The sequence below is a fragment of the Stappia sp. BW2 genome (assembly GCF_008107695.1).
GTDB lineage: Bacteria > Pseudomonadota > Alphaproteobacteria > Rhizobiales > Stappiaceae > Roseibium.
The window spans coordinates 144,405-164,998 of record NZ_VIRG01000060.1; the positions used below are offsets into that span (position 1 = coordinate 144,405).

Genomic DNA, 20,594 nt, shown 5'->3' on the forward strand with positions numbered 1-20,594 from the left:
TGAGGGAAAGGCGGCGCGGGAGCGCCGCCTGTTCCATCCGGGTTCTGCTGGTTATCCCTGTGCGGGAACCGCATCGACCGAGTAGTTTTCTACGACAACGGAGTCTTCGATAGCCTTCAAGGCAAGGTTCGCTTCGTAGTATTTCTTCTCGCCGATCAGCTTTGCCGCATCGGTAACATGGGCGACGCTGGCATTGGCGGGCACAAGGGCTGCGGTCACCGTCACATCGACATTCGCGAGTTTCAGGATCTCGGCTGCCTTCTTGCTTTCGCCCTTGGCCAGATGCTCATTGGCTTTCAGCAGTGTTTCCTGCTTGTCCTGGGTGGGAACGAAGCCCTCTGCTAGTGACAGCGAGGAATCGAACGGCAGATAGGAATCGCCTTCCTTCGGCGTCTTCTTGTCCTTGATGGCGTATGTGCTCATGGCTGTCTGCGCCGCTTCGAAGTCCTTTTTGGCGCCATTGACGAAGTTGGTTGCCTGATCGGGCTGACCGTTGAAAATTGCGATACGGGCTGCACGCACTTCGCGGATGGCCTGGTAGGCGTCATCAGCGGTCTTGAGGATGGCATTCTCTTCCGAGGACTGGGTCGCGGTCGCGACGGCGTCCTTGGCCGGCGTGGTTGCGGTTTGCTCGACGGCGGTCGGAGCCTTGCTGTCTGCGAGTGCCGGGGCAATCTGCAGAGCACCCGCGCCGACGGCTGCCAGCATGGCCAGTGCTGTTGCGGATTTGGCTAAATTGTATTTACGCATTCATTCCTCCAATGAGCGAGGACAGACCAGTTCTTGACTGGAACGAATGCAGGATGCCCGTTCCCCTTTGTCTCCTCCTGTCGCGAAGTTTAAATTTTGTTGAGACTGACAATTTGGAACGGAAAGCCTGAAAGGTCGGACAGGTCGACGCGCCTTTTTGCAGTCTCAAAGGCCCATTGCCTCTGTTTCCGCTTGAATTCGCTGGCGCACCTTTGCAATCGCCTGTTCCTTGACGGCCCCATAGCCACGGATATCCATCACAAGGCCGATTGTGTCGGTCACCTGTTCGATGTTCTCGGCGGTCAGGCCACGTGTCAGCCGGTCCAGCAGGTCTCGGTACTCGCCAATCAGCTCCCGTTCCATCCGGCGCTCGTGCGTATTTCCGAATATGTCCAGCTTCGTGCCGCGCAAACCTTTCAACCGCGCAAGTTGGCGCAAGGCAGGCTGAATCCATGGCCCGAAGACCCGTTTGTAAGGACGTCCGCGCGCGTCGCGTTTTGCCGGAAGCAAAGGTGGAGCAAAGTGGTGCTTAACCGTGAAGTCGCCTTCAAAACGATTTTGGAGATCTTCGTAGAAACCCGTCTGAGTGTGAAGCCGTGCGACTTCGTATTCGTCCTTGTAGGACATGAGCTTGAAGAGGCCCTTGGCGGCTGCAATTGTCAAACGTCCGGCGCCTCCGCCAATCCGTTCATCGGCCCGGCGGACGTCAGCTATGGCCGCGCGGTACATATCCGCCCAGGCGTCATTCTGATAGTCGGTCAGGAATTCGGCGCGCCGCGAAATCAATTCGTCGATGGTCTGCAAAGGGCTGACGGGCAGGTTCGCGATCTCCTCGACGGATTTCCGGTCCGCGACAATGATACGACCCCAGTTGAATGCTTCCTTGTTGAGATCGGGCTTCACACCATTCAGGTCGATCGCCCGCATCAGCGCGGCTTCGCTCAGGGGGACGAGCCCCGCTTGCCAGGCGGCACCCAGCATCATCACGTTGGCGTAGACAGTGTCTCCCAGCATCGCCTGTGACAGGGAATTGGCATCGAGTGTCCTGAGCGCCGCGGTGTCCACCAGTTGCGAGATCGCATCCAGCCGCTTGTCCGCATTCAGATCGGCATCCCGATTCTGCACCAGGTCGCCTGTCGGCATGACTGCGGTATTGACCACAGCAAGCGTTTCGGCCTCGCGGTAGGTGATGGAGGCCTTTGGCGAGGAACTGACCACCAGATCGCATCCGATCAAGGCATGAGCCGAACTTGGTTCAATCTTTGCCTGGTTGACGCCGGATTCGGTTTCCGCCAACCGGATGTAACTGAGCACTGGTCCGAATTTCTGGGCGAAGCCCATGAAATCGAGAACCGATACCCCCTTGCCTTCCAGATTTGCAGCCATGGCAATCAGCTGTCCGACCGTGACAACGCCTGTTCCGCCGACACCGGTGACAAGGATATCCCAGGGTGCGTCGAGGCTCGGAAGGACCGGTTCGGGAAGTTTCGACTTCAAATTTGCGAAGGCCTCACGGCTCCTGCTTGCCCTTGATTTCTTGAGCGTCCCACCTTCGACCGTGACGAAGCTGGGGCAGAACCCGTTGACGCAGGTGAAGTCCTTGTTGCACGAATTCAGGTTGATTTTGCGCTTTCGCCCGAACTCGGTCTCCACCGGTTCTACGCTCAGGCAATTCGACTCAACCGAACAATCCCCGCATCCTTCGCATACCAGAGGGTTGATAACTGCGAACGTCTTTGGATCTTCCATTTTGCCGCGTTTGCGCAGCCGGCGTTTCTCCGTCGCGCAAGTCTGCTGGTAGATGAGCACCGACGTGCCTTTGATCTCCCGAAGCTCCCGCTGAATCCGGTCCAATTCGCGGCGATGTTCAATCGCTACGCCTGTTGGGAAATCGGATGGGCTGAAGTTTTCGGGATGGTCCGAAATGACGACAACCTTCGCCACGCCTTCCGCGATCACCGAGTGCGCGATAGCCTGCACCGATATTGGCCCATCGACGTGCTGACCTCCGGTCATCGCTACAGCGTCGTTGAACAGGATCTTGTAGGTGATATTGGTTCCGGCTGCGACGGCCTGCCGAACCGCCAGGGACCCTGAATGGTAGTAGGTGCCTTCGCCAAGGTTCTGGAACACATGCCGGTTGCCATTGAATTTCGATCTTGCCACCCAGTTCACGCCTTCGCCGCCCATCTGGATAAGCGACGTTGTGCTTCGGTTCATCCAGCTTGCCATGAAGTGGCATCCGATGCCGGCAAAGGCCTGGCTCCCTTCGGGCACCTTCGTCGAGGTGTTGTGGGGACACCCGGAACAGAAATAGGGTGTTCGCGTGGCGCCGGGCACGTTGATAGGGCTCGGGCTTGGCACGGCTTTCCTTGCCGTCCCGGTCAGGTTTAGCTCCGGAAAGTTCAGATCCAGCCGCCGGGCGATTATTTCGGCCAGCATGACGGCGCCGAGTTCCCGCGTCCAGGGAACCAGCCGGTCGCCATGTTCATCTCTCTTCCCGACCATGCGTTCCGGCTTATGACCCGGAAAGTCGTAGAGGTACTCCTTCAATTGGCTCTCGATGATGCCGCGCTTTTCTTCGATCACGAGAAGTTCGCGTTTCCCGCTCGCAAACTCGCGTGCACCGGCAACCTCGAGTGGCCAGACCATGCCAACCTTGTAGATGTCTATCCCAAGTTCATTGGCGCGCTTCCGGTCGATCTTGAGAAGTCTCAATGCCTCCAGCACGTCCAGATGGGATTTGCCCGTGGTGACGATGCCAAATCTTGCATCCTTGTGGCCCCATTCGACACGGTCTATCGGGTTCGCGCGGGCGAACGCCAGAACGGCGTTCTTCTTGGCCTCCATTCGTTCCTCGATTTGAGGGCCAGGTAAATCGGGCCAACGGTAATGCAAACCATCGGCGGGTGGTGTGAAGTCCGGAGTGACAAACTCGCGGTCTTGTGGCAACTGGAAGGACATGCCGGACTCAACGGTCTCGGAGATGGCCTTGAAGCCAACCCACATGCCCGAGAACCGTGACAATGCGTAGCCCCACTCGGCGAAAGGCAGGAATTCTTCAACGTTGGCCGGGTTCAGTGTGGGCATGAAGAAGTTCATGAACGCCACGTCGGACTGATGCGGCATTGACGACGACACGCAGCCGTGATCATCGCCGGCGACGACCAGCACCCCGCCATTCGGCGAAGATCCGTAAGCGTTGCCGTGCTTCAGCGCATCCGACGCCCGGTCCACACCTGGCCCCTTGCCGTACCACAAGCCAAAGACCGCGAGACATTCCTTGTCCGGGTCTGTTTCAACCTGTTGCGTCCCGATCATCTGGGTGGCGCCGAACTCTTCGTTGACGGCTGGCAGAAACTCTATGCCGGCCTCTGCGACCAATCCGGCGTTGTGCCCGATCTCGAGATCGATGCCGCCGACCGGAGATCCACGGTATCCGGAAACATATCCTCGTGTATCGAGACCGCGCTCCCGATCACGACGTGCCTGGTCGAGTGCGATCCGAACGATAGCCTGTGTTCCGGTCAGGAAAACGCGTCCCTGCGTTCGTGTGTACCGCTCGATCAACTCATAGTCGTTCAGCTTAGACACATGTTCCGTCATCGCACTCTCGTTCAATAGATATCAGTGGGGCGTCATGAGAACTGTAAATCACGTTGGCGAAATTAGATTCCTTCCTCTCTCAGAAATTGGTATTTGCTGATCGAGAAAATTCATTCACAGGCAAAAAATGAAGAAATTGGATCAAATGGATCGCATGGAAAGCAGGTTGCTTTCGATCCTGCAGAGCGACGCTTCACCGAGCATCGCCGAGTTGGCGAAACAAACGAACAGCTCCACTGCGACCTGCTGGCGTCGTCTTCGGAGCCTGGAGGAGCGCGGTGTCATCAGTCCGCCAGTTCGCCTGGTCGATCCTGCCAAGGTCGGGTGCGACATGGATGCGTTTTGTCAGGTGCGAATGAAGTCCCAAGACGCGCAATCCCGGGAAACATTTAAACGTGCAGTGGAACAGGAGCCCAAAATTGTCGAAGTCTACTCAATCTCGGGCGATTGGGACTATCTGCTACACATATTGGCGCGAGACATGGGCGACGTGGAAAGAATTCTCATGAGCCGGGTCCTCGAACTTGATTGTGTCGCTGGCACCTCGACGATCTTTGTGATGCGCCGTATCAAACACACGACCCAGGTACCTGTTTAGAGCTTTCTCCGGACTAGGCCTGCCTGGCTGATCGAAATTGTATTCAAGGGGCGCAAGAACATTGCCCACGCCTGAAAGCGGCCACTGATTGCCCCGGATCAAGCTGCCTCTTTCACAAGCAGTCCGGAGAGACAGATCTCACCGTGTAATTCCTGTCCGACAGTGCCTCCTTCCATTCTGGAGAATGGGCTGCGCCGTCAAAAACCGAGATCAAACACCTGAGCCTGAAAGTCGCTCCCAAAAAGGGGGAGCTCTGTAACGACGGAGCTTGCCACCGTCCCCTTCAGGCGCTCTTGTTCTCTGTCTGCACAGGCTCCAGCACCGCCGAAACCGGTATGTTGACGCTGCGCCCCAGGGAATTGCGGTAGGTATCCAGTTCCACGCGGTAGACATCGCCCACCATCTCCCTGGTCAGCACCTCTTCCGGTTCACCGAAACTGCGCACCGTACCACCATGGACCAAAGCAACCCGGTCGCAATTGCGAGTGGCCAGCCCGAGGTCGTGGATGGCCGCCACAACGACGGCTCCCGTTCGTCTTGCGTAGGCACGAATGCGGTCAAGCACGGCCAGCTGATGGTGAAGGTCGAGCGCGCTGGTCGGTTCATCGAGGATCAGAAGATCGGGCTCGCGCATAAGCCGCTGGGCAAGAAGCACCATCTGCTGCTGACCGCCGGACAGGCGCGTCATCGGTTGGTCAGAGATGGCCTCAAGACGAAAATGGGCGACCATCTCCCGGGCCATGGCGAGATCCATATCCGAAACGCGCCAGCCAAGTTGCTCCCGCCGCCCCAGAAGCAGCACTTCCAGGACTGTGAGCCGGGTACGCAGGGTCTGCGCCTGAGGCATGTAGCCGACCCGCCACGTCGCGGGGCTTTTGCCGGACGCAGTGGAGACACCTTCCAGAACGATCTCTCCCGCGCAGGGCAGGGCGCCGGCAAGCGCGGCCAGCAAGGTCGATTTCCCGGCCCCATTGGGACCGACCACCGCCGTGACCAGCCCGCCGGAAAGGGTCAGGTCGACCCCGGCGATGATGGTCTTTCCTCCGCGCTGGACGCCGAGCCCCCTGGTCTTGAGAGCCCTGTTGCCTGCATCCGAGACACTCATGATGCCGTTCCCTTGTGAGTTACGATGACGGCCATCAGCATTGGAATGCCGGCGATGGAGGTGATGATGCCAACCGGAATAGACGCTCCGGGGAGATCGCCTTGCCGATGACCGAGGCGGCGATCAGAATGATGGCGCCGGACACGGCTGCCATCGGCAGGCCGTAGCGATGATCCTCGCCGACAAGCGCACGGCCGACATGAGGTGCGATCAGGCCGACAAAGCCAATCGTCCCGACAAAGGAAACCGCTGCCGAGGTTAGCAGGGCCACTGTGAGAAACGTCCGCTTGCGCAGGGCTCGTACATTCAGACCGAGACTGGCAGCGTTTGCATCCCCGAGCCGAAGGGCGGTGAGGTTCCAGCTGTCCCTGACGATGATCGGCAGGCAGGCAATCATGATCACACCGCAGACAGTGACACTGGTCCATGTTGCCTTGAGCATGCTTCCGAAAAGCCAGAAGACGATCTGTTGCAGCACTTCCGGCGAGGCCATGAACTGCAGCAGCGACTGCAGCGACTGGAAAAAGAACAGAACGGTAATGCCGGCAAGGACCAGCATTTCGGGCGTTGCGCCGCGCCACACGGCGATGACATAGACAATGAAACAGGCCAGAACGGTCATCGCGAATGCCGATAGCGGCACTGCGAGATAGGCCGGCAGCCACGCAAAATTGCCGAACATGATGGCAAGCGCTGCCCCGAAACCGGCCGAGGCGGAAAAGCCAAGAGTGAACGGGCTGGCCAGCGGGTTGTCCAGGATGGTCTGCATTTGCAGGCCTGCGATCCCGAGGCAGCCCCCGACCAGAATGCCCATGATGGTCTGTGGCAGCCGAAGCTGCCACAGGATGGTTGCGGCCGCCCGGTCCTCACCGGACGGGCCAGCTAGGAGCGCGGTCCAGACGTCGGCTATCGACATGCCGGACGGTCCGGTCGCCAGATCGACAAGCACGAGGATCACAAGCACCAGAACCGCAGCTCCGAGCTGTGCCGCCTTGCGTGCGGTCGCATGTCTGTAGGCATCTTCTGCCCGCGCCTGCGTCATGGACCAGGCCATCAGTTGTTCGCCGTATCAAGCGGCATCACATAGATGCCATCAGCCTCGATAGGCAGCCATTCGTGATAATAGGCCTTGATCTCGGCAGCCGGATCGACGTCCGCAAAGGCCTCCGGGTAGAGCAGCTTGGCGATGTACCGGGAATAGATGAAATCGGACAGCGTCCGAGCGCCGCCGTGATAGATGGCGTGGACGTCGCCGTTCTTCACGGCCGGAAGATCGGACCAGCCCGAACGCGTCAGATAGGCACGCATCCGCTCCTGGGCCAGGTCTTCATCCGCCCCGAATCCGACGATCACAGCAGCGGGTTTGTTGAGCCACTCCGAGCCGGCCAGAAGGATGATGTCAGGCTGCTGGCCGATGACATATTCCGGGTTCAGCGGGCCCCAGTTCTCGACCTGCCCCTTGGCAATGTTGATGCCCCCGAGGTTTTCGATAACCGCGCCCCACATGCCGTTGCCGTAGCTGTTGCCAATCGCATCCGGGCCATTCTGGGCGAGCTCTACATAGACCTTCTTGTCGGAGGGGCCGGCTTCCTGAACGCGCGCCCTGGTGTCTTCATAACGTGCCTTGTAAAGCTCAGCGAGCTTCTCGGCACGGTCTTCCGTTCCCATCAACTTGCCCAGGGCAAGCGTGGAGGCAACATGCCGCTCCAGGGTTTGGGCATTGTAGTCGACGACGACAACGGGGATCCCGGCGTTTTCGAACTGATTGACCTTTTCGCCAAGCGAATTCCAGGACCACGCTGCCAGAATGACGAGGTCCGGCTTGAGAGAAATAATCTTTTCGATCGAGAAAGTACCGGTCTCGGTATCGCCAACATCGGGAATGTCGGCAATTTCCGGGATCGCCTTGAGATAGGCCTCAAACTGCTTGGGACGCCAATCCTTCCAGGGCGACAGGGAAAGACCGACCACCTTGTCCATGGCACCTGGACCGGCGATGGCGTTGAAGTCTTCATAGTAGAAGCTGAGGATCACCTTTTTGGCGGGTTCCGGCAGCGTCACCGTGCGACCGAGAACGTCGACGGCACTGACGTCCGCTTGTGCGGCGGTAACAATCGAAAAAAGGGCAAAAAGCGCGATGCTTATGGCCCGGGGGATGGAACGCAAGCGCATTCATAGTCTCCATGCTTGGATGGCCCTGCAAGTCCTTTGCAGGGTCCAGGGAAGGGGGATGGTTCGGGAGGCTTCCTGGCTCGGAAAACTTGACTGCACCTGATTGACGCAAGCCCATCAGCCAGCTGTACGGCTGGTGTTCCGAAGCGCCCGGGCACCAGAGCGAACGGCTGCACAACAGAGCTCAGGGGGCAGTTTACCGGTTCGGGATTTGCGCCGCGCCGCTTGCACCCGGCAAGCCATGCCAATCGGCAGGGCTCAAAGGCAGCGGATCATGGCTTTGCAGGCGCTGACGGGTGGCCGAATGGCAATCCGTTTTCCTGACCGAACGGGTGTTTTCCGAAAGAGAATGTCAGGCGCCGATCGGCGGCGCCCGGGCGCCGAGCGGCCGGGAGTGTCTCTGCCCGATGGGAGCGTCCGAAACCGTGATGAGACGCCCATGCAACACAGGGTCGAGACTGGAGTCAAATACGAAGAACGGCTGATTGGGGGCAATATGAAGGGTGGCGAAGACACAAGGATGCGACGAGCTTGAACCCGTGCCGTCCGGAGCCTTATCACTCTGACTCAGCGCATTCCCGTCCTTGTCGACAAGGACGGTGAGGGAACCTTGCCCCGTACAAATGACGATCGGATAGGCACTTGCTGCGTTCTGACCCGGCATCGTCCCGACCGGCACCAGAGCGGCAAGAAACACGCCGAGCGCCAAAAGCCAGGTAATGGCCCTTTGCCCGGGCGATCTAGCCCATTTTGATGTCCAGGTCTGCTTGCGAGTCACTTTTGGCCCCGATCCGAGTGCCCTTCCTAAACACCCTTTTGAATTGCTTTCAACGCTGCGGTTCCACCTGTGACAATCTGTCAACTCAAGATTGTTTCCCGTCCTTCTGTGAGACCGTCTGATTGGCATCAGCAGGAAGGGCCCAAACTGGGGGCTCGTCACCTCGTCTGGCGGAGGCCGTTTCCGGCGTGGTGCAGAAAGGCCCACAAGGGTTCATCAAACTGTGATTTGATATCATTACGGGAAGGGGGCCGTTTCGCCGCGCCTTCCGTATGGGTGGCTCAACCGAACGGCAGGAAGATTTTCCGGAAGCCAAAAAGGAGCCACCATGACAGGAAATCGCCAACCCGACCTTTCCGATCTGTCGTTCGACGAACTGGACGAACACAATTTCCCGCGCGCAGAAGAAAACGAATTTGACCGTGTTGTCGAACGCGCGATTTCGCGCCGCGGCTTCCTGGGAGGCGTGCTGGCCTTTGGTTCAGGCGCGGCCGTCATGGGAACCGGGCTTTTGGACAGCACTTCGGCACTAGCCCAGTCGGCTTCCCGCTTCGCCTTCACGCCGATTGCGGCCCAGACTGACGGCACCGTGCATGTGCCGGAAGGCTATGACTGGAAGCTGCTGGCCCGCTGGGGCGATCCCTATTTCTCCGGCGTCGATGCGTTCGATCCGGAAACCGGCGTCTCTCTGGAGGCTTCCGACAAGGTTTTCGGTGAAAACACCGACGGCATGGAGAGCTTTGTCTACAATGGTCACCAGCTCCTGGCCATCAACCACGAATACGTCAATCCGAAGGTCAATCTGCCGCTGACCGGCGGCGAGACCAAGACTGCTGAGGATGCGCTGAAACTGCAGAACATGCAGGGTGTCTCGGTCATCGAGATCGCGGAAGACGAAGCAGGTTGGTCGATCGTGGTCGACAGCCCGTTCAACCGTCGCATTCATCAGAACACGCCGATGAAGATCTCCGGTCCGGCCGCTGGCCACGACCTCTTGAAGACCGAAGCCGATCCGTCCGGAACGTCGTCTCTCGGCACCATGAACAACTGCGGCTCGGGCAAGACGCCCTGGGGCACCTATCTGACCTGCGAAGAGAACTTCAACACCTACTTCGGCACCACCGAAGCTTCACAGGACCCGAAATCGATTGAGCGTCCCTTCGGTTACGACCGCTACGGCATCGCCAACGAGGGCCGCTACGGCTACGAGAAATTCGACCCGCGGTTCGATTTCTCGAAAAACCCGAACGAGCCGAACCGCTTCGGCTGGATTATTGAGATCGATCCGACCAACCCGGACAGCACGCCTGTCAAGCGCACCGCTCTCGGCCGTTTCAAGCATGAGAATGCCGAAGTCGTCCTCTCTCGCGACGGACGCGTGGTCGTCTACCTGGGCGACGACGAACGCGGCGAGTTCCTCTACAAGTTCGTCTCCAACGGCATCTACGTTCCGGGCGGCCCGACTGACGGTCTGCTGGACGACGGCACGCTGTACGTTGCGAAGTTCAACGACGACCAGTCGGGTGAGTGGCTGGCCCTGACGCCGGAAACCACCGGTATGCCGCTTGCCGAAATCCTCGTCTATTCGCGCATCGCCGCCTCCAAGGTCGGTGCGACAACCATGGACAGACCGGAATGGGTTGCCGCCAACCCACATGCGGTTGAAGTCTACTGCTGCCTCACCAACAACAAGAACCGTGGCGTCAAGACGAATGCGGGTGGTGACGAGACGCCGGTCGGCGGTCCGAACCCGCGCGAGACCAACAAGTACGGTCAGATCGTTCGCTGGTTCCCGCATGGCGACGACCATGCCGCCCAGACTTTCGATTGGGACCTCTACGTGATGGCCGGCAACCCGACCGTTCACAAGGATGCCTATGCCGGTTCGGAAAACGTGAACGAGGGCAACCTCTTCAACTCTCCGGACGGGATGGCTTTCGACACGAGCGGCATCGTCTGGATCCAGACCGACGGCGACGACAGCAACGAGGGCGACTTCGCCGGCATGGGTAACAACCAGATGCTGGCTGGCGACCCGGTCACCGGCGAGATCGCACGCTTCCTGACCGGCCCGAATGGCTGTGAAGTGACCGGTCTTTGCTGGTCGGCCGACCGGCGTACAATGTTCGTCGGCATCCAGCACCCGGGCTCCAACTGGCCGGACGGCGGCAAGCTGACACGCTCCTCGGTGATCGCGATCAAGCGTTCGGACAACGGCCTGGTCGGCTGACGCTACACACAGATGCCTCCGGACCGGTGTCCGGAGGCATTTCCACAAGGGTGCCAGGTCTTTCGAAGTATGAAAGCTCAGGCCTTAGAAATCCCAGTCTTCGTCTTCCGTCGCGACCGCCTTGCCGATGACGTAGGACGAGCCGGAGCCGGAAAAGAAATCGTGGTTCTCGTCCGCGTTTGGTGACAGGGACGCCATGATCGCCGGATTCACCTGGCAGACGCTGTCTGGGAAGAGCGGTTCGTAGCCGAGGTTCATGAGCGCCTTGTTGGCGTTGTAATGCAGGAAGTGCTTCACATCTTCCGTCAGCCCGACACCGTCGTAGAGGCTTTCGGTGTATTTGCCCTCGATCTCGTAAAGATCGAACATCAGCGCAAAGGCGAAGTCCTTGATTTCCTGCCGCTCGGCCTCCGGCAGACGCTCCAGCATGCGCTGGAACTTGTAGCCAATGTAATAGCCGTGCACGGCCTCGTCCCGGATGATCAGCCGAATGAGATCGGCCGTGTTGGTGAGCTTTGCCCGGCTCGACCAGTGCATGGGCAGGTAGAACCCTGAATAGAACAGGAAGCTCTCCAGAAAGACGCTGGCGATCTTCTTCTTGAGCGGTGAAGACGTTGCGTCATATTCGTTCAGGATCAGCCGGGATTTTGCCTGGAGGAACTCGTTCTCCTCCGACCAGCGGAAGGCCTCGTCGACATCCGCCGTGCGGCAAAGTGTTGAGAAGACGGAAGAATAGCTGCGCGCGTGGACAGCCTCCATGAAGGCGATATTGGTGAGGACCGCCTCTTCGTGCGGTGTCAGTGCAGCGGCCATCAGTGCAGGGGCGCCGATTGTATTTTGAATGGTGTCAAGCAGGGTCAGCCCGGTGAACACGCGGATGGTCAGCTGCTGCTCGTCATCGTGAAGCGTTGCCCAGCTCTGGATGTCGTTGGAAAGCGGCACCTTTTCCGGCAGCCAGAAATTGACTGTCAGGCGGTTCCAGATTTCCAGATCCTTTTCGTCCTGAAGCCGATTCCAGTTGACGGCTTTGGGCACACTGCGTGCGAGACCCGATACGGGCGTATGGATGGTCATGATCAAGGTTTCCTAAAGCGAGCAGGAGACGCAGCCCTGCACTTCCGTGCCCTCAAGGGCCATCTGGCGCAGACGAATGTAGTAGATGGTCTTGATGCCCTTCTTCCAGGCGTAGATCTGGGCGCGGTTGACGTCCCGCGTTGTTGCGCTGTCGCGGAAGAAAAGCGTCAGGGACAGGCCCTGATCGACATGCTCGGTTGCGGCCGCATAAGTATCGATGATCTTTTCCGGGCCGATCTCATAGGCGTCCCGGTAGAACTCGAGATTGTCGTTGGTCATGAAGGCCGCCGGATAATAGACCCGGCCGATCTTGCCTTCCTTGCGGATCTCGATCTTCGAGACGATGGGGTGGATGGAGGATGTGGCGTTGTTGATGTAGCTGATCGAGCCCGTGGGCGGAACGGCCTGGAGATTGCGGTTGTAGAGACCGTCCCTCATGACGTCCTCCTTCAGCGCCTGCCAGTCGGCCCTGGTGGGAATAGCGATGCCTGCCACCTCAAAGAGTTGCCTCACCTGTTCGGTTTTCGGCTCCCACGTGCGCGCGGTGTATTTGTCGAAGAAGGAACCGTCAGCATATCTGCTCGTTTCGAAGCCCTTGAAGCTTCTGCCACGTTCGCGCGCTAGAGCGTTGGACGCGCGAATGCAGTGATAGGCGACCGTGCAGAAATACATGCTGGTGAAGTCGACGCCTTCATCCGAACCGTAGTGAATGCGTTCGCGGGCAAGATAGCCGTGAAGGTTCATCTGTCCGAGACCGATGGCATGGCTTTCGTCGTTGCCCCGGCGCACGGAGGGCACGCTGTCGATGGCGCTCATGTCCGAGACGGCTGTCAGGGCGCGGACCGCCGTTTCCACGGTCGCGCCCAGGTCGCCGCCGTCCATCGCCTTGGCGATGTTGAGAGAGCCGAGATTGCAGGAAATATCCGTCCCCAGATGGCTGTAGGAGAGATCGTCGTTGAACTCGGATGCCTCATTGACCTGCAGGATCTCCGAGCAAAGGTTCGACATGTTGATGCGGCCGTCGACCGGATTGGCCCGGTTGGCGGTGTCCTCGAAAAGGACGTAAGGGTAGCCGCTCTCGAACTGGATCTCGGCGATGGTCTGGAAGAAACTGCGCGCCCGGATCTTCTTCTTGCGGATGCGCGGGTCATCGATCATCTCGCGGTATTTTTCCGTAACGGAAATCTGCGAGAACGGCTTGCCGTAGACGCGCTCCACATCGTGAGGCGAGAACAGGTACATGTCGTCATCCTCCTTCGCCAGTTCGAAGGTGATGTCCGGGATAACGACGCCGAGGGACAGGGTCTTGATGCGGATCTTCTCGTCCGCGTTCTCGCGCTTCGTGTCGAGGAAGCTCAGGATGTCCGGGTGATGGGCGTTGAGATAGACCGCGCCCGCACCCTGGCGCGCACCGAGCTGATTGGCATAGGAGAAGCTGTCTTCCAGAAGCTTCATCACGGGAATGACGCCGGACGACTGGTTCTCGATCCCCTTGATGGGGGCTCCGGCCTCCCGGATGTTTGTCAGTAGCAGCGCCACGCCGCCGCCGCGCTTGGAAAGCTGCAACGCGGAATTGATGCCCCGCCCGATCGATTCCATGTTGTCTTCAAGACGCAGCAGAAAACACGAGATCAGCTCGCCGCGTTGCTTCTTGCCAGCGTTGAGAAAGGTCGGTGTCGCCGGCTGGAACCGGCCGGAAATGATCTCGTCCATCAGCCGCATGGCAAGGTCCTCGTCACCGGCGGCCAGCGTCAGCGAGACCATCACCACCCGATCCTCGAAACGCTCCAGATAGCGCTTGCCGTCAAAGGTTTTGAGCGTGTAGCTGGTGTAATACTTGAAGGCGCCGAGAAAGGCCGGAAAACGGAACTTCCGGGCATAGGCCGCTTCGAAGATCGCCTTGACGAAGGCTGGATCGTATTGTTCCAGCACTTCGCGTTCGTAGTAACCTTCACGCACCAGATAGCCGAGTTTCTCCTCCAGAGAGTGGAAGAACACCGTGTTCTGGTTGACGTGCTGAAGGAAATACTGGCGCGCGGCCTGCCGGTCGGCGTCGAACTGGATCCTGCCGTCGGCGTCGTAGAGGTTCAGCATCGCATTGAGCGCGTGGTAGTCGAGATTAGCTGCCGGGTTTGCCGGACGTTCTAGGACTGTCGTTTCCAAAATTCTGTCATCCCGTGTTGGACGCGGTAGAGGTCGGTGTCGGTTCCGGCAAGCTCGAAACGGTAGAGCAGCGGAACGCCGCATTTTTTCGACACGACATCTCCGGCATAGGCAAAGAAGGGCCCGAAGTTGCGATTGCCGGAGGCAATCACACCTTTGAGGAAAGAGCGGTTCGCGGCATCGTTGAGAAACCGGATCACCTGGCCTGGCACAGCACCCCGGCCTTCGCCGTCCGAATAGGTCGGCAGCACCAGAACGTAGGGCTGCCGGATTATCGGCAACGCTTCCGTCTTGTTGCGCGGAATACGGACCGCCGGAGTCTTCAGCTTGTCGATGAACCGATGCGTGTTGCCGGAAGCGCTGGAGAAATAGACGAGTGTGCCCATTTCATCGGCACCGCGCCGGGATCAGCCGAGCGCCGCGATCTTGTCCGGTCGGAAGCCGGCCCAGTGCTCGCCCATTGCTTCCACCACCGGCACTTGCCGGTAGCCGAGCGATTGCACGTGCTCAAAGGCTTCCGAATTTTCGCTCAGGTCGATAATTGTGTAATCGACGCCGCGCTGATCGAGCGCGCGGTAGGTCGCATTGCATTGAACGCAGGAAGGCTTGCTGTAAACAGTGACGGTCATGTCTCTTGCACCCCGAAGAACGTGTTCTTGATGATGGACGGCAGGAAGCACGAGACAGCATGAGCACGACCTCACGCAATCAAGCGTCGCCCGGACCCGCCGTCCGCTGACGTTGTTCATTCAAGGCAGGTCTCCTGGCTCACGGGTCAACGCCCTGTCATCCACCTTCCCGGGATCTCCCAGTGGTTTTACGGATGACGGCTCGCCGTTTACAGTTGCGGGGGCAGCGCCGGATTTGCCTCTTTGGATGAGGCGCACCGGCTTCCCTCTTAGCCGGCAATTCCAAAGGAATCACCGGACCCTGAATACTAGATACAGTATGAGGTGCGATCACTAAGTCAATATGAAGCGTCATGTCGACGGAATTTGAGTGGGGAAATATGGCGGGCAGACATCTCTCCCCAATGTGTGTGGGGGGCGTCATATGAGACGTCCGGCAATTGCCTGGGTTTCGCAGTCGGTCATATTTTCGACGATGCAAACACCCGCCATCGGTTTCAAACGTCGCTGTGTTTCGCATTGATTGGCCGAGATCGCTGCCTGGAAACAGACGCGTAGTGTTGCGATCATTTCCGGAAAATCCCAAGTACAGTCTAACTGCGGTCCATTAAGGTCGTGCGTTTTCAGGAGGAGAATTTCAAATGGTGGACAAGGCGCATCTGGATGCCCTTCGAGAGAAGTATGGCAATGCGTCCGGCGGAGATATTTTTGACCCGCATTTTCAGGAAGTGGCCCGGTCTCAGTTCAGTGGTGGCGACAAGCGCAAATGGCCTTTCGCAGGCATCCCGAGCTTTCTGGATGCGCGGGCCTTTCCGGAGGCTCAGCACGCCGACGACTTCGGCGGTCTGGACATCGCCTTGCTCGGCGTGCCGATGGATCTGGGTGTAACCAACCGCAACGGCACCCGCTTTGGCCCACGAGCCCTGCGCACCATCGAGCGTATCGGCCCATACGACCACGTGCTCAAGACCTCTCCGATGGGCAAGGCGAAAATCGCGGATATCGGCGACGTTCCCATGCTCAGCCGTTTTGATCTTGCCCAGTGTCACAAGGATATCGAGGACTTCTACCGCCGCCTTGTTGCTGCAGGTGTGCGTCCGCTAAGCGTCGGCGGTGACCATTCCATCACGGCGTCGATCCTCAAGGCTCTGGGAGAAAAGGAGCCCGTGGGGCTTATCCACATCGACGCCCATTGCGATACCGCCGGTCCCTATGAAGGGGCCAAGTTCCAGCACGGTGGGCCGTTCCGCCTTGCGGTTCTGGACGGTGTGCTGGACCCGCGCCGAACGATTCAGATCGGCATTCGCGGTCCAGCTGAATATCTCTGGGAGTTCTCTTATGAAAGCGGCATGACCGTGGTTCATGCCGAAGACGTGGGCGAAGCGAGCATGCCCCGGTTGATCGAAAAGGCGCGCAAGATCGTTGGCGACGGGCCGACATATGTCTCCTTCGATATCGACAGCGTAGATCCAGGCTTCGCCCCGGGAACGGGAACACCCGAGGTGGGCGGCCTGCAGCCAAGAGAAGTGCTGCAGATCCTGCGCGGCCTGAACGGGCTCAACATCATTGGCGGTGATGTGGTGGAAGTGGCGCCGCAATACGATCCGAGCACCAACACGGCTCAGATTGCAGCGCAAGTCCTGCACACGATCCTTTGCCTCATGGTGAACACCGGTCACTTTGAGCAGGGCTGATAGCTGAGGCGATTATCGTCTTCTGTTCATCGAAGGCCCGCCCGCCATGGCGGGCCTTTGGCTATGCGGTGCCGGGGATTGCGGTCCCGGGCATTTAGTGCAACCTATGTCCATGAAGATATCAGGGTCCGACCTTCACCTGTTGCGCGTGTTCGAATGCGTTGTGCGCAATGGCGGAATTTCCGCCGCACAGATGGAGCTTTCACTCAGTCAGCCGACGATATCCAATCACCTGACAGCGCTCGAGCGACGGCTGGGGGCCAAACTCTGCGAGCGCGGCCGCCGCGGGTTTTCCCTGACACAAGAGGGGCGCCGAGTTTACGAAGTCAGTCTGGAAGTGACGGGCATGCTGGAGGCAAGTTCCGCCCGGTTGTCCGGCCTTCGAAGCGGCCTGTCTGGAAAGGTAACCGTCGGTATTGTCGACTGCTTGGCGACCGACCCGCAACTGAAGGTTTCCGAAGCGATTGAGGAGCTTTCCCGCATGGCGCCTGAAATCGAGCTGAGCCTGAAAATCATGCGCCCCAACGACATCACCAAGGCTGTCGCGGAACGCGAGCTGGACGTCGGCATCGGCGGGTCCAACATCAAGGTGGCGAGCCTTGCTTACCGGACCCTTTATCGTGAGGAACATGTCGTTTATTGCGGTCAGGGGCACCCGCTTTTTCAGGCATCGGATGATGCCGTCACCAGCGCCGATTGCCACGCCTACCCCTGGGTTCATCGGGGATACTGGAATGGGGTCAGAGCACAACGTACTGACAGTACCATCCTGAACCGCATCGCCTTTGACATCGAGGCGGAGGTGCTGATGGTGCTTTCGGGCGCTTACCTCGGTGTCCTGCCGGTGCATTATGCGAGCGTGTTCGAGCAGCAGGGCCGCCTGCGCCGGCTCGCCATTCCAGAAGAGGACTACTTTGCCGACATTGAACTTGCCATCCGGACGGGAGAGCAGGCTGCGAATGTCGGCTACGTCGCCGAGGTCATCGCCAAGGCGCATGATTTACATTTGTAAATTTCAATGTATCGGTTTTTTCATCAGTATTTTTTGAGGACGTTCCTCGATTTATCCTGACCCCTCAGCGGATTGAGCCGTGATGAGACATCGAGGCGGAAGGTGCGCAAGTGCGATGGTAACCCGCGCAATCTGTTCTACGTCACAACGCGGACATCCGTCTCATCCTTGACTTCCTTCTCGTGGTGGAAGCCGTGGGGCTTTCGGTCGCACAGGCGGACCTGAACCTGTCCGGTGCTTGCCTGGGCTATCTGCCCAAGCATTATGCGACTCAGTTCGTGCCCGCCAGGCGGATGGTCTTCCCCGCACTATGAGGTAACCTCTTGAATATGCAGTCAAACCCCACTCGCGATGAAGTCGACGCCATGCTTGCCAGCATTTCGGCGCCGGATCTGGATCTCGCCTTGATTGAAGAACAAGTTGGGACTTTATACGGCCTGACGGGAATATGGCGCCGGTTGGGCGGGGAGCGCGAACAGAATTTCCGTCTGGCCACCGGCGAGGGGCAGGAATTTGTCGTCAAGGTGGCCTCGCTTGAAGAACCGCCCGAAAGCCTCGCTTTCCAGATCGAGGCGCTGGATCATATTGCAAGGATCGATGCAGGCTATCCGGTGCCGCGGGTCAAGCGGATCCTGCAAGGGGAAACCATGGGGCGTCTTTCCGACGCGAACGGCCAGATGCATACCGTGAGGGTTCTGACCTTCCTTGCAGGGCAAACGCTTCTTGACCGGATCAAGTCCGCCGGACATAGGCTTCAAGCGGCAGAACTGATCACGCTGGGAGAAATGAGCGGCCGCCTGGCACGTGCTCTTCAGGGGTTTCAGGGCCGTGGCTCCCCGGCGAGCATGCCTTGGGATCTGAAAAACGCCCCTCAGCTTGTCGAACGGCTTCTGATCCATATGCCTGAGCGCATCAGACCGGTTGCGCGAACCCTGTTGCCGGACTTGGCCAAGGCGACGTCCGAGGACTTGCCGAAGCTTCGCGCACAGGTCATCTACAACGATTTTCACGAATCCAATGTCCTTGCGGACCTGATCCCCGGGGTCAGCGTCCAGGGTGTCATCGACTTCGGCGACATGGTCTATGGCCCTGTCGTACAAGATCTGGCCGTTACGATTGCCTCGCTGATCCACTGGGCAGACGACCCGGTTTACGCGGCAACCTGCCTTGCACGGGGGTACCAGCGGTTCATGCCTCTGGAAGCCGATGACCTTGCTGTGCTGCGCCGCCTCGTGCTTGCTCGGCTGCTGTTGCAAGTGGGGATCGTGTCCTACCAGTCTTCAGTCAACGGTCTCGATACGCCGCTAGGTGACTTACAGGCCTTCTACATGAATGCGATCGAGCGCATTGCACAGGTGACCGACGCCGTTTTTGTCGCCGGCATGCTGCCGTCTGTCGTGCCGATGAGCAGGGCTGTTTACACAGTTCAGTCGCTTCCCACCCCATCTTTGCTGCAGCATCGCGAAACTGTCCTCGGCAAGACCTACACTTTCTACAATGAGCCGCTTGAGCTCGTCAGGGGACGTGGTTGCAAGGTCTACGACGCGTCGGGCAACGAATATCTCGACTGCTACAACAACGTCGCAAATCTCGGCCATTGCCATCCCTATGTCGTCGACGCGCTGACGCGTCAGGCGAGTACGCTCAACACCAATTCCCGTTATCTGCACCGTGAAGTGGTCAGGTTGGGCGAACGGCTGTCGTCGACGTTGCCGGCGCATCTCGACACCTGGATTTTCGTCTGCACGGGGTCCGAGGCGAATGATCTGGCCGTGCGAATGGCCCGGGCAGTGACGGGCAAGGAAGGGATCGTCATTACCGAGAACAGCTATCACGGCAATACCTCGGTCTGCGCCCCGCTGTCACTCATTGATTATGACGCCAACGACAGACCCGGCTGGGTGGAAACGGTGCCGCCGCCCAATCTGTACCGCGGGCCCTACAGGCAAAGCGACAACGACGCCGGGTCGAAATATGCCGGCCATGTCGACAGCGCAGCGCGCCTTCTTGACGACCGGGGCAAAGGACTTGCCGGCCTGATGATCGATTCAATTTTCGACGGGAATGGATCTCTCGTTCCTCCGCCGGACTATCTGTCTGAGGTCTATGCCAGAGTAAGGGCACATGGCGGATTGACAATTGCCGACGAGGTTCAGATGGGCTTCGCGCGATCGGGAACGCACATGTGGGGTTTCCAGGCCTTTGGCGTGGAACCGGACATTGTCACCATGGGCAAGCCGATGGGGAACGGGCATCCGATGGCAGCGCTTGTGACACGGCGTGACATTGCCGCGAAGCTTCAGGCAAATGGCGGCTACTTCAACACCTTCGGCGGCAATACGGTGTCGGCGGTCGTTGGCAATGCGTGTCTGGACGTGCTCTGGGGAGAAAACCTGCAGGGCAATGCGGCCAGGAGCGGGGCAACCATGCGTGCGGGCCTCCTCGACCTGATGGAACGGCACGAGATCGTTGGCCACATTCAGGGACGAGGTCTCTTCCTCGGCGTCGAACTCGTGACGGACCGCACCACCAGGGCTCCGGCGAAACTCGCGGCTCGCTGGGTGCGTGAGCGAATGAAGTCGCTCGGCGTTCTGGTTTCCTCCACCGGGCCCCTCGGCAACATCATCAAGATCCGTCCGCCGCTCGTGTTCAGCAATGCCGACGCAGCAAGGTGTCTTGAAGCTCTGGAGACGGCGCTCTCGCAGGTGCCGGCCGACCTTCGCCCCAAAGCTGTATGATGGACGGATAAGACTGAGGCCCGGTGCTGCGCAGCGCCGGGCTTC

General features: G+C 59.1%; 16 protein-coding genes and 1 riboswitch. Of the genes, 5 read left to right on the forward strand and 11 right to left on the reverse strand.

The genetic code is table 11. The annotated features are described in order from the left end of the window. Positions 1-51: 51 nt before the first annotated feature. Together FMN63_RS10290 and FMN63_RS10295 are read right to left on the reverse strand one after the other, a co-directional pair. Positions 52-750 carry a YfdX family protein gene (locus FMN63_RS10290; protein ID WP_148583884.1) on the reverse strand — a complete coding sequence of 233 codons (699 nt, stop codon included), beginning with the start codon at positions 748-750 and terminating at the stop codon, positions 52-54. Between the two features lie 165 nt (positions 751-915). Next, positions 916-4,356 (reverse strand): indolepyruvate ferredoxin oxidoreductase family protein, encoded by a 3,441-nt coding sequence (locus FMN63_RS10295; RefSeq protein ID WP_148583885.1) that lies wholly within the window; start codon positions 4,354-4,356, stop codon positions 916-918. Between the two features lie 127 nt (positions 4,357-4,483). Here FMN63_RS10295 and FMN63_RS10300 point away from each other — a divergent pair, with 127 nt between their 5' ends. Beyond that, entirely contained in the window at positions 4,484-4,954 is a 471-nt protein-coding gene (locus FMN63_RS10300; protein WP_148583886.1) for an Lrp/AsnC family transcriptional regulator, read from the forward strand. A 283-nt stretch (positions 4,955-5,237) separates the two neighbouring features. Here FMN63_RS10300 and FMN63_RS10305 read toward each other — a convergent pair whose 3' ends face one another. The 4 genes from FMN63_RS10305 to FMN63_RS10320 form a co-directional block, all read right to left on the reverse strand. Further along, positions 5,238-6,059, reverse strand: a complete 822-nt coding sequence (locus FMN63_RS10305) for an ABC transporter ATP-binding protein (RefSeq protein ID WP_148583887.1) — start codon at positions 6,057-6,059, stop codon at positions 5,238-5,240. A gap of 34 nt (positions 6,060-6,093) precedes the next feature. Beyond that, entirely contained in the window at positions 6,094-7,113 is a 1,020-nt protein-coding gene (locus tag FMN63_RS10310; protein WP_286192588.1) for a FecCD family ABC transporter permease, read from the reverse strand. Then, on the reverse strand, positions 7,113-8,231 hold the full coding sequence (locus tag FMN63_RS10315) for an ABC transporter substrate-binding protein (RefSeq protein WP_148583888.1): 1,119 nt from the start codon (positions 8,229-8,231) through the stop codon (positions 7,113-7,115). The genes FMN63_RS10310 and FMN63_RS10315 overlap by 1 nt, the downstream gene beginning before the upstream one ends. Positions 8,232-8,583: 352 nt before the next feature. Continuing rightward, positions 8,584-9,009 carry a DUF2946 family protein gene (locus FMN63_RS10320; protein ID WP_148583889.1) on the reverse strand — a complete coding sequence of 142 codons (426 nt, stop codon included), beginning with the start codon at positions 9,007-9,009 and terminating at the stop codon, positions 8,584-8,586. 328 nt (positions 9,010-9,337) lie between these two features. On the opposite strand from FMN63_RS10320, the gene FMN63_RS10325 reads away from it, so the two are divergent. Then, complete coding sequence (locus FMN63_RS10325) at positions 9,338-11,239, forward strand: PhoX family protein (RefSeq protein ID WP_148583890.1); 1,902 nt, start codon at positions 9,338-9,340, stop codon at positions 11,237-11,239. Positions 11,240-11,323: 84 nt separating this feature from the next. Here the strand turns inward: FMN63_RS10325 and nrdF are convergent, their stop codons facing one another. From nrdF to nrdH, 4 genes are read right to left on the reverse strand one after another with little or no spacing between them, the layout of a single operon-like run. After that, positions 11,324-12,313 (reverse strand): class 1b ribonucleoside-diphosphate reductase subunit beta, encoded by a 990-nt coding sequence (gene nrdF / locus FMN63_RS10330; protein WP_148583891.1) that lies wholly within the window; start codon positions 12,311-12,313, stop codon positions 11,324-11,326. A gap of 12 nt (positions 12,314-12,325) precedes the next feature. After that, positions 12,326-14,476: a class 1b ribonucleoside-diphosphate reductase subunit alpha gene (nrdE, locus tag FMN63_RS10335; RefSeq protein WP_148583892.1), complete on the reverse strand. Its 2,151-nt coding sequence runs from the start codon at positions 14,474-14,476 to the stop codon at positions 12,326-12,328. After that, positions 14,458-14,862 carry a class Ib ribonucleoside-diphosphate reductase assembly flavoprotein NrdI gene (gene nrdI, locus FMN63_RS10340; protein WP_148583893.1) on the reverse strand — a complete coding sequence of 135 codons (405 nt, stop codon included), beginning with the start codon at positions 14,860-14,862 and terminating at the stop codon, positions 14,458-14,460. The genes nrdE and nrdI overlap by 19 nt, the downstream gene beginning before the upstream one ends. Before the next feature lie 21 nt (positions 14,863-14,883). Continuing rightward, positions 14,884-15,105 carry a glutaredoxin-like protein NrdH gene (gene nrdH / locus FMN63_RS10345; protein WP_148583894.1) on the reverse strand — a complete coding sequence of 74 codons (222 nt, stop codon included), beginning with the start codon at positions 15,103-15,105 and terminating at the stop codon, positions 14,884-14,886. A gap of 107 nt (positions 15,106-15,212) precedes the next feature. Beyond that, positions 15,213-15,424, reverse strand: a riboswitch (cobalamin riboswitch). Positions 15,425-15,746: 322 nt separating this feature from the next. Here nrdH and speB point away from each other — a divergent pair. Beyond that, positions 15,747-16,799 carry an agmatinase gene (gene speB / locus FMN63_RS10350; RefSeq protein WP_148583895.1) on the forward strand — a complete coding sequence of 351 codons (1,053 nt, stop codon included), beginning with the start codon at positions 15,747-15,749 and terminating at the stop codon, positions 16,797-16,799. 106 nt (positions 16,800-16,905) lie between these two features. Beyond that, complete coding sequence (locus tag FMN63_RS10355) at positions 16,906-17,811, forward strand: LysR family transcriptional regulator (protein ID WP_162530013.1); 906 nt, start codon at positions 16,906-16,908, stop codon at positions 17,809-17,811. Between the two features lie 137 nt (positions 17,812-17,948). On the opposite strand, the gene FMN63_RS29820 is transcribed toward FMN63_RS10355, so the two are convergent. Then, the gene (locus FMN63_RS29820; RefSeq protein ID WP_286192590.1) at positions 17,949-18,074 is read right to left on the reverse strand and encodes a hypothetical protein; all 126 of its coding nucleotides are present in this window, start codon (positions 18,072-18,074) and stop codon (positions 17,949-17,951) included. A gap of 66 nt (positions 18,075-18,140) precedes the next feature. Here FMN63_RS29820 and FMN63_RS10360 point away from each other — a divergent pair, with 66 nt between their 5' ends. After that, positions 18,141-20,549 (forward strand): aminotransferase class III-fold pyridoxal phosphate-dependent enzyme, encoded by a 2,409-nt coding sequence (locus tag FMN63_RS10360; RefSeq protein WP_148583897.1) that lies wholly within the window; start codon positions 18,141-18,143, stop codon positions 20,547-20,549. Positions 20,550-20,594 lie beyond the last annotated feature (45 nt).

Bases quoted from the DNA above. Each gene is read 5' to 3' on its own strand.
- FMN63_RS10290 (WP_148583884.1), bottom strand. From the start codon at position 750: ATGCGTAAATACAATTTAGCCAAATCCGCAACAGCACTGGCCATGCTG.
- FMN63_RS10295 (WP_148583885.1), bottom strand. From the start codon at position 4,356: ATGACGGAACATGTGTCTAAGCTGAACGACTATGAGTTGATCGAGCGG.
- FMN63_RS10300 (WP_148583886.1), top strand. From the start codon at position 4,484: ATGAAGAAATTGGATCAAATGGATCGCATGGAAAGCAGGTTGCTTTCG.
- FMN63_RS10305 (WP_148583887.1), bottom strand. From the start codon at position 6,059: ATGAGTGTCTCGGATGCAGGCAACAGGGCTCTCAAGACCAGGGGGCTC.
- FMN63_RS10310 (WP_286192588.1), bottom strand. From the start codon at position 7,113: ATGGCCTGGTCCATGACGCAGGCGCGGGCAGAAGATGCCTACAGACAT.
- FMN63_RS10315 (WP_148583888.1), bottom strand. From the start codon at position 8,231: ATGCGCTTGCGTTCCATCCCCCGGGCCATAAGCATCGCGCTTTTTGCC.
- FMN63_RS10325 (WP_148583890.1), top strand. From the start codon at position 9,338: ATGACAGGAAATCGCCAACCCGACCTTTCCGATCTGTCGTTCGACGAA.
- nrdF (WP_148583891.1), bottom strand. From the start codon at position 12,313: ATGACCATCCATACGCCCGTATCGGGTCTCGCACGCAGTGTGCCCAAA.
- nrdI (WP_148583893.1), bottom strand. From the start codon at position 14,862: ATGGGCACACTCGTCTATTTCTCCAGCGCTTCCGGCAACACGCATCGG.
- nrdH (WP_148583894.1), bottom strand. From the start codon at position 15,105: ATGACCGTCACTGTTTACAGCAAGCCTTCCTGCGTTCAATGCAATGCG.
- speB (WP_148583895.1), top strand. From the start codon at position 15,747: ATGGTGGACAAGGCGCATCTGGATGCCCTTCGAGAGAAGTATGGCAAT.
- FMN63_RS10355 (WP_162530013.1), top strand. From the start codon at position 16,906: ATGTCCATGAAGATATCAGGGTCCGACCTTCACCTGTTGCGCGTGTTC.
- FMN63_RS29820 (WP_286192590.1), bottom strand. From the start codon at position 18,074: ATGCTTGGGCAGATAGCCCAGGCAAGCACCGGACAGGTTCAGGTCCGC.
- FMN63_RS10360 (WP_148583897.1), top strand. From the start codon at position 18,141: ATGCAGTCAAACCCCACTCGCGATGAAGTCGACGCCATGCTTGCCAGC.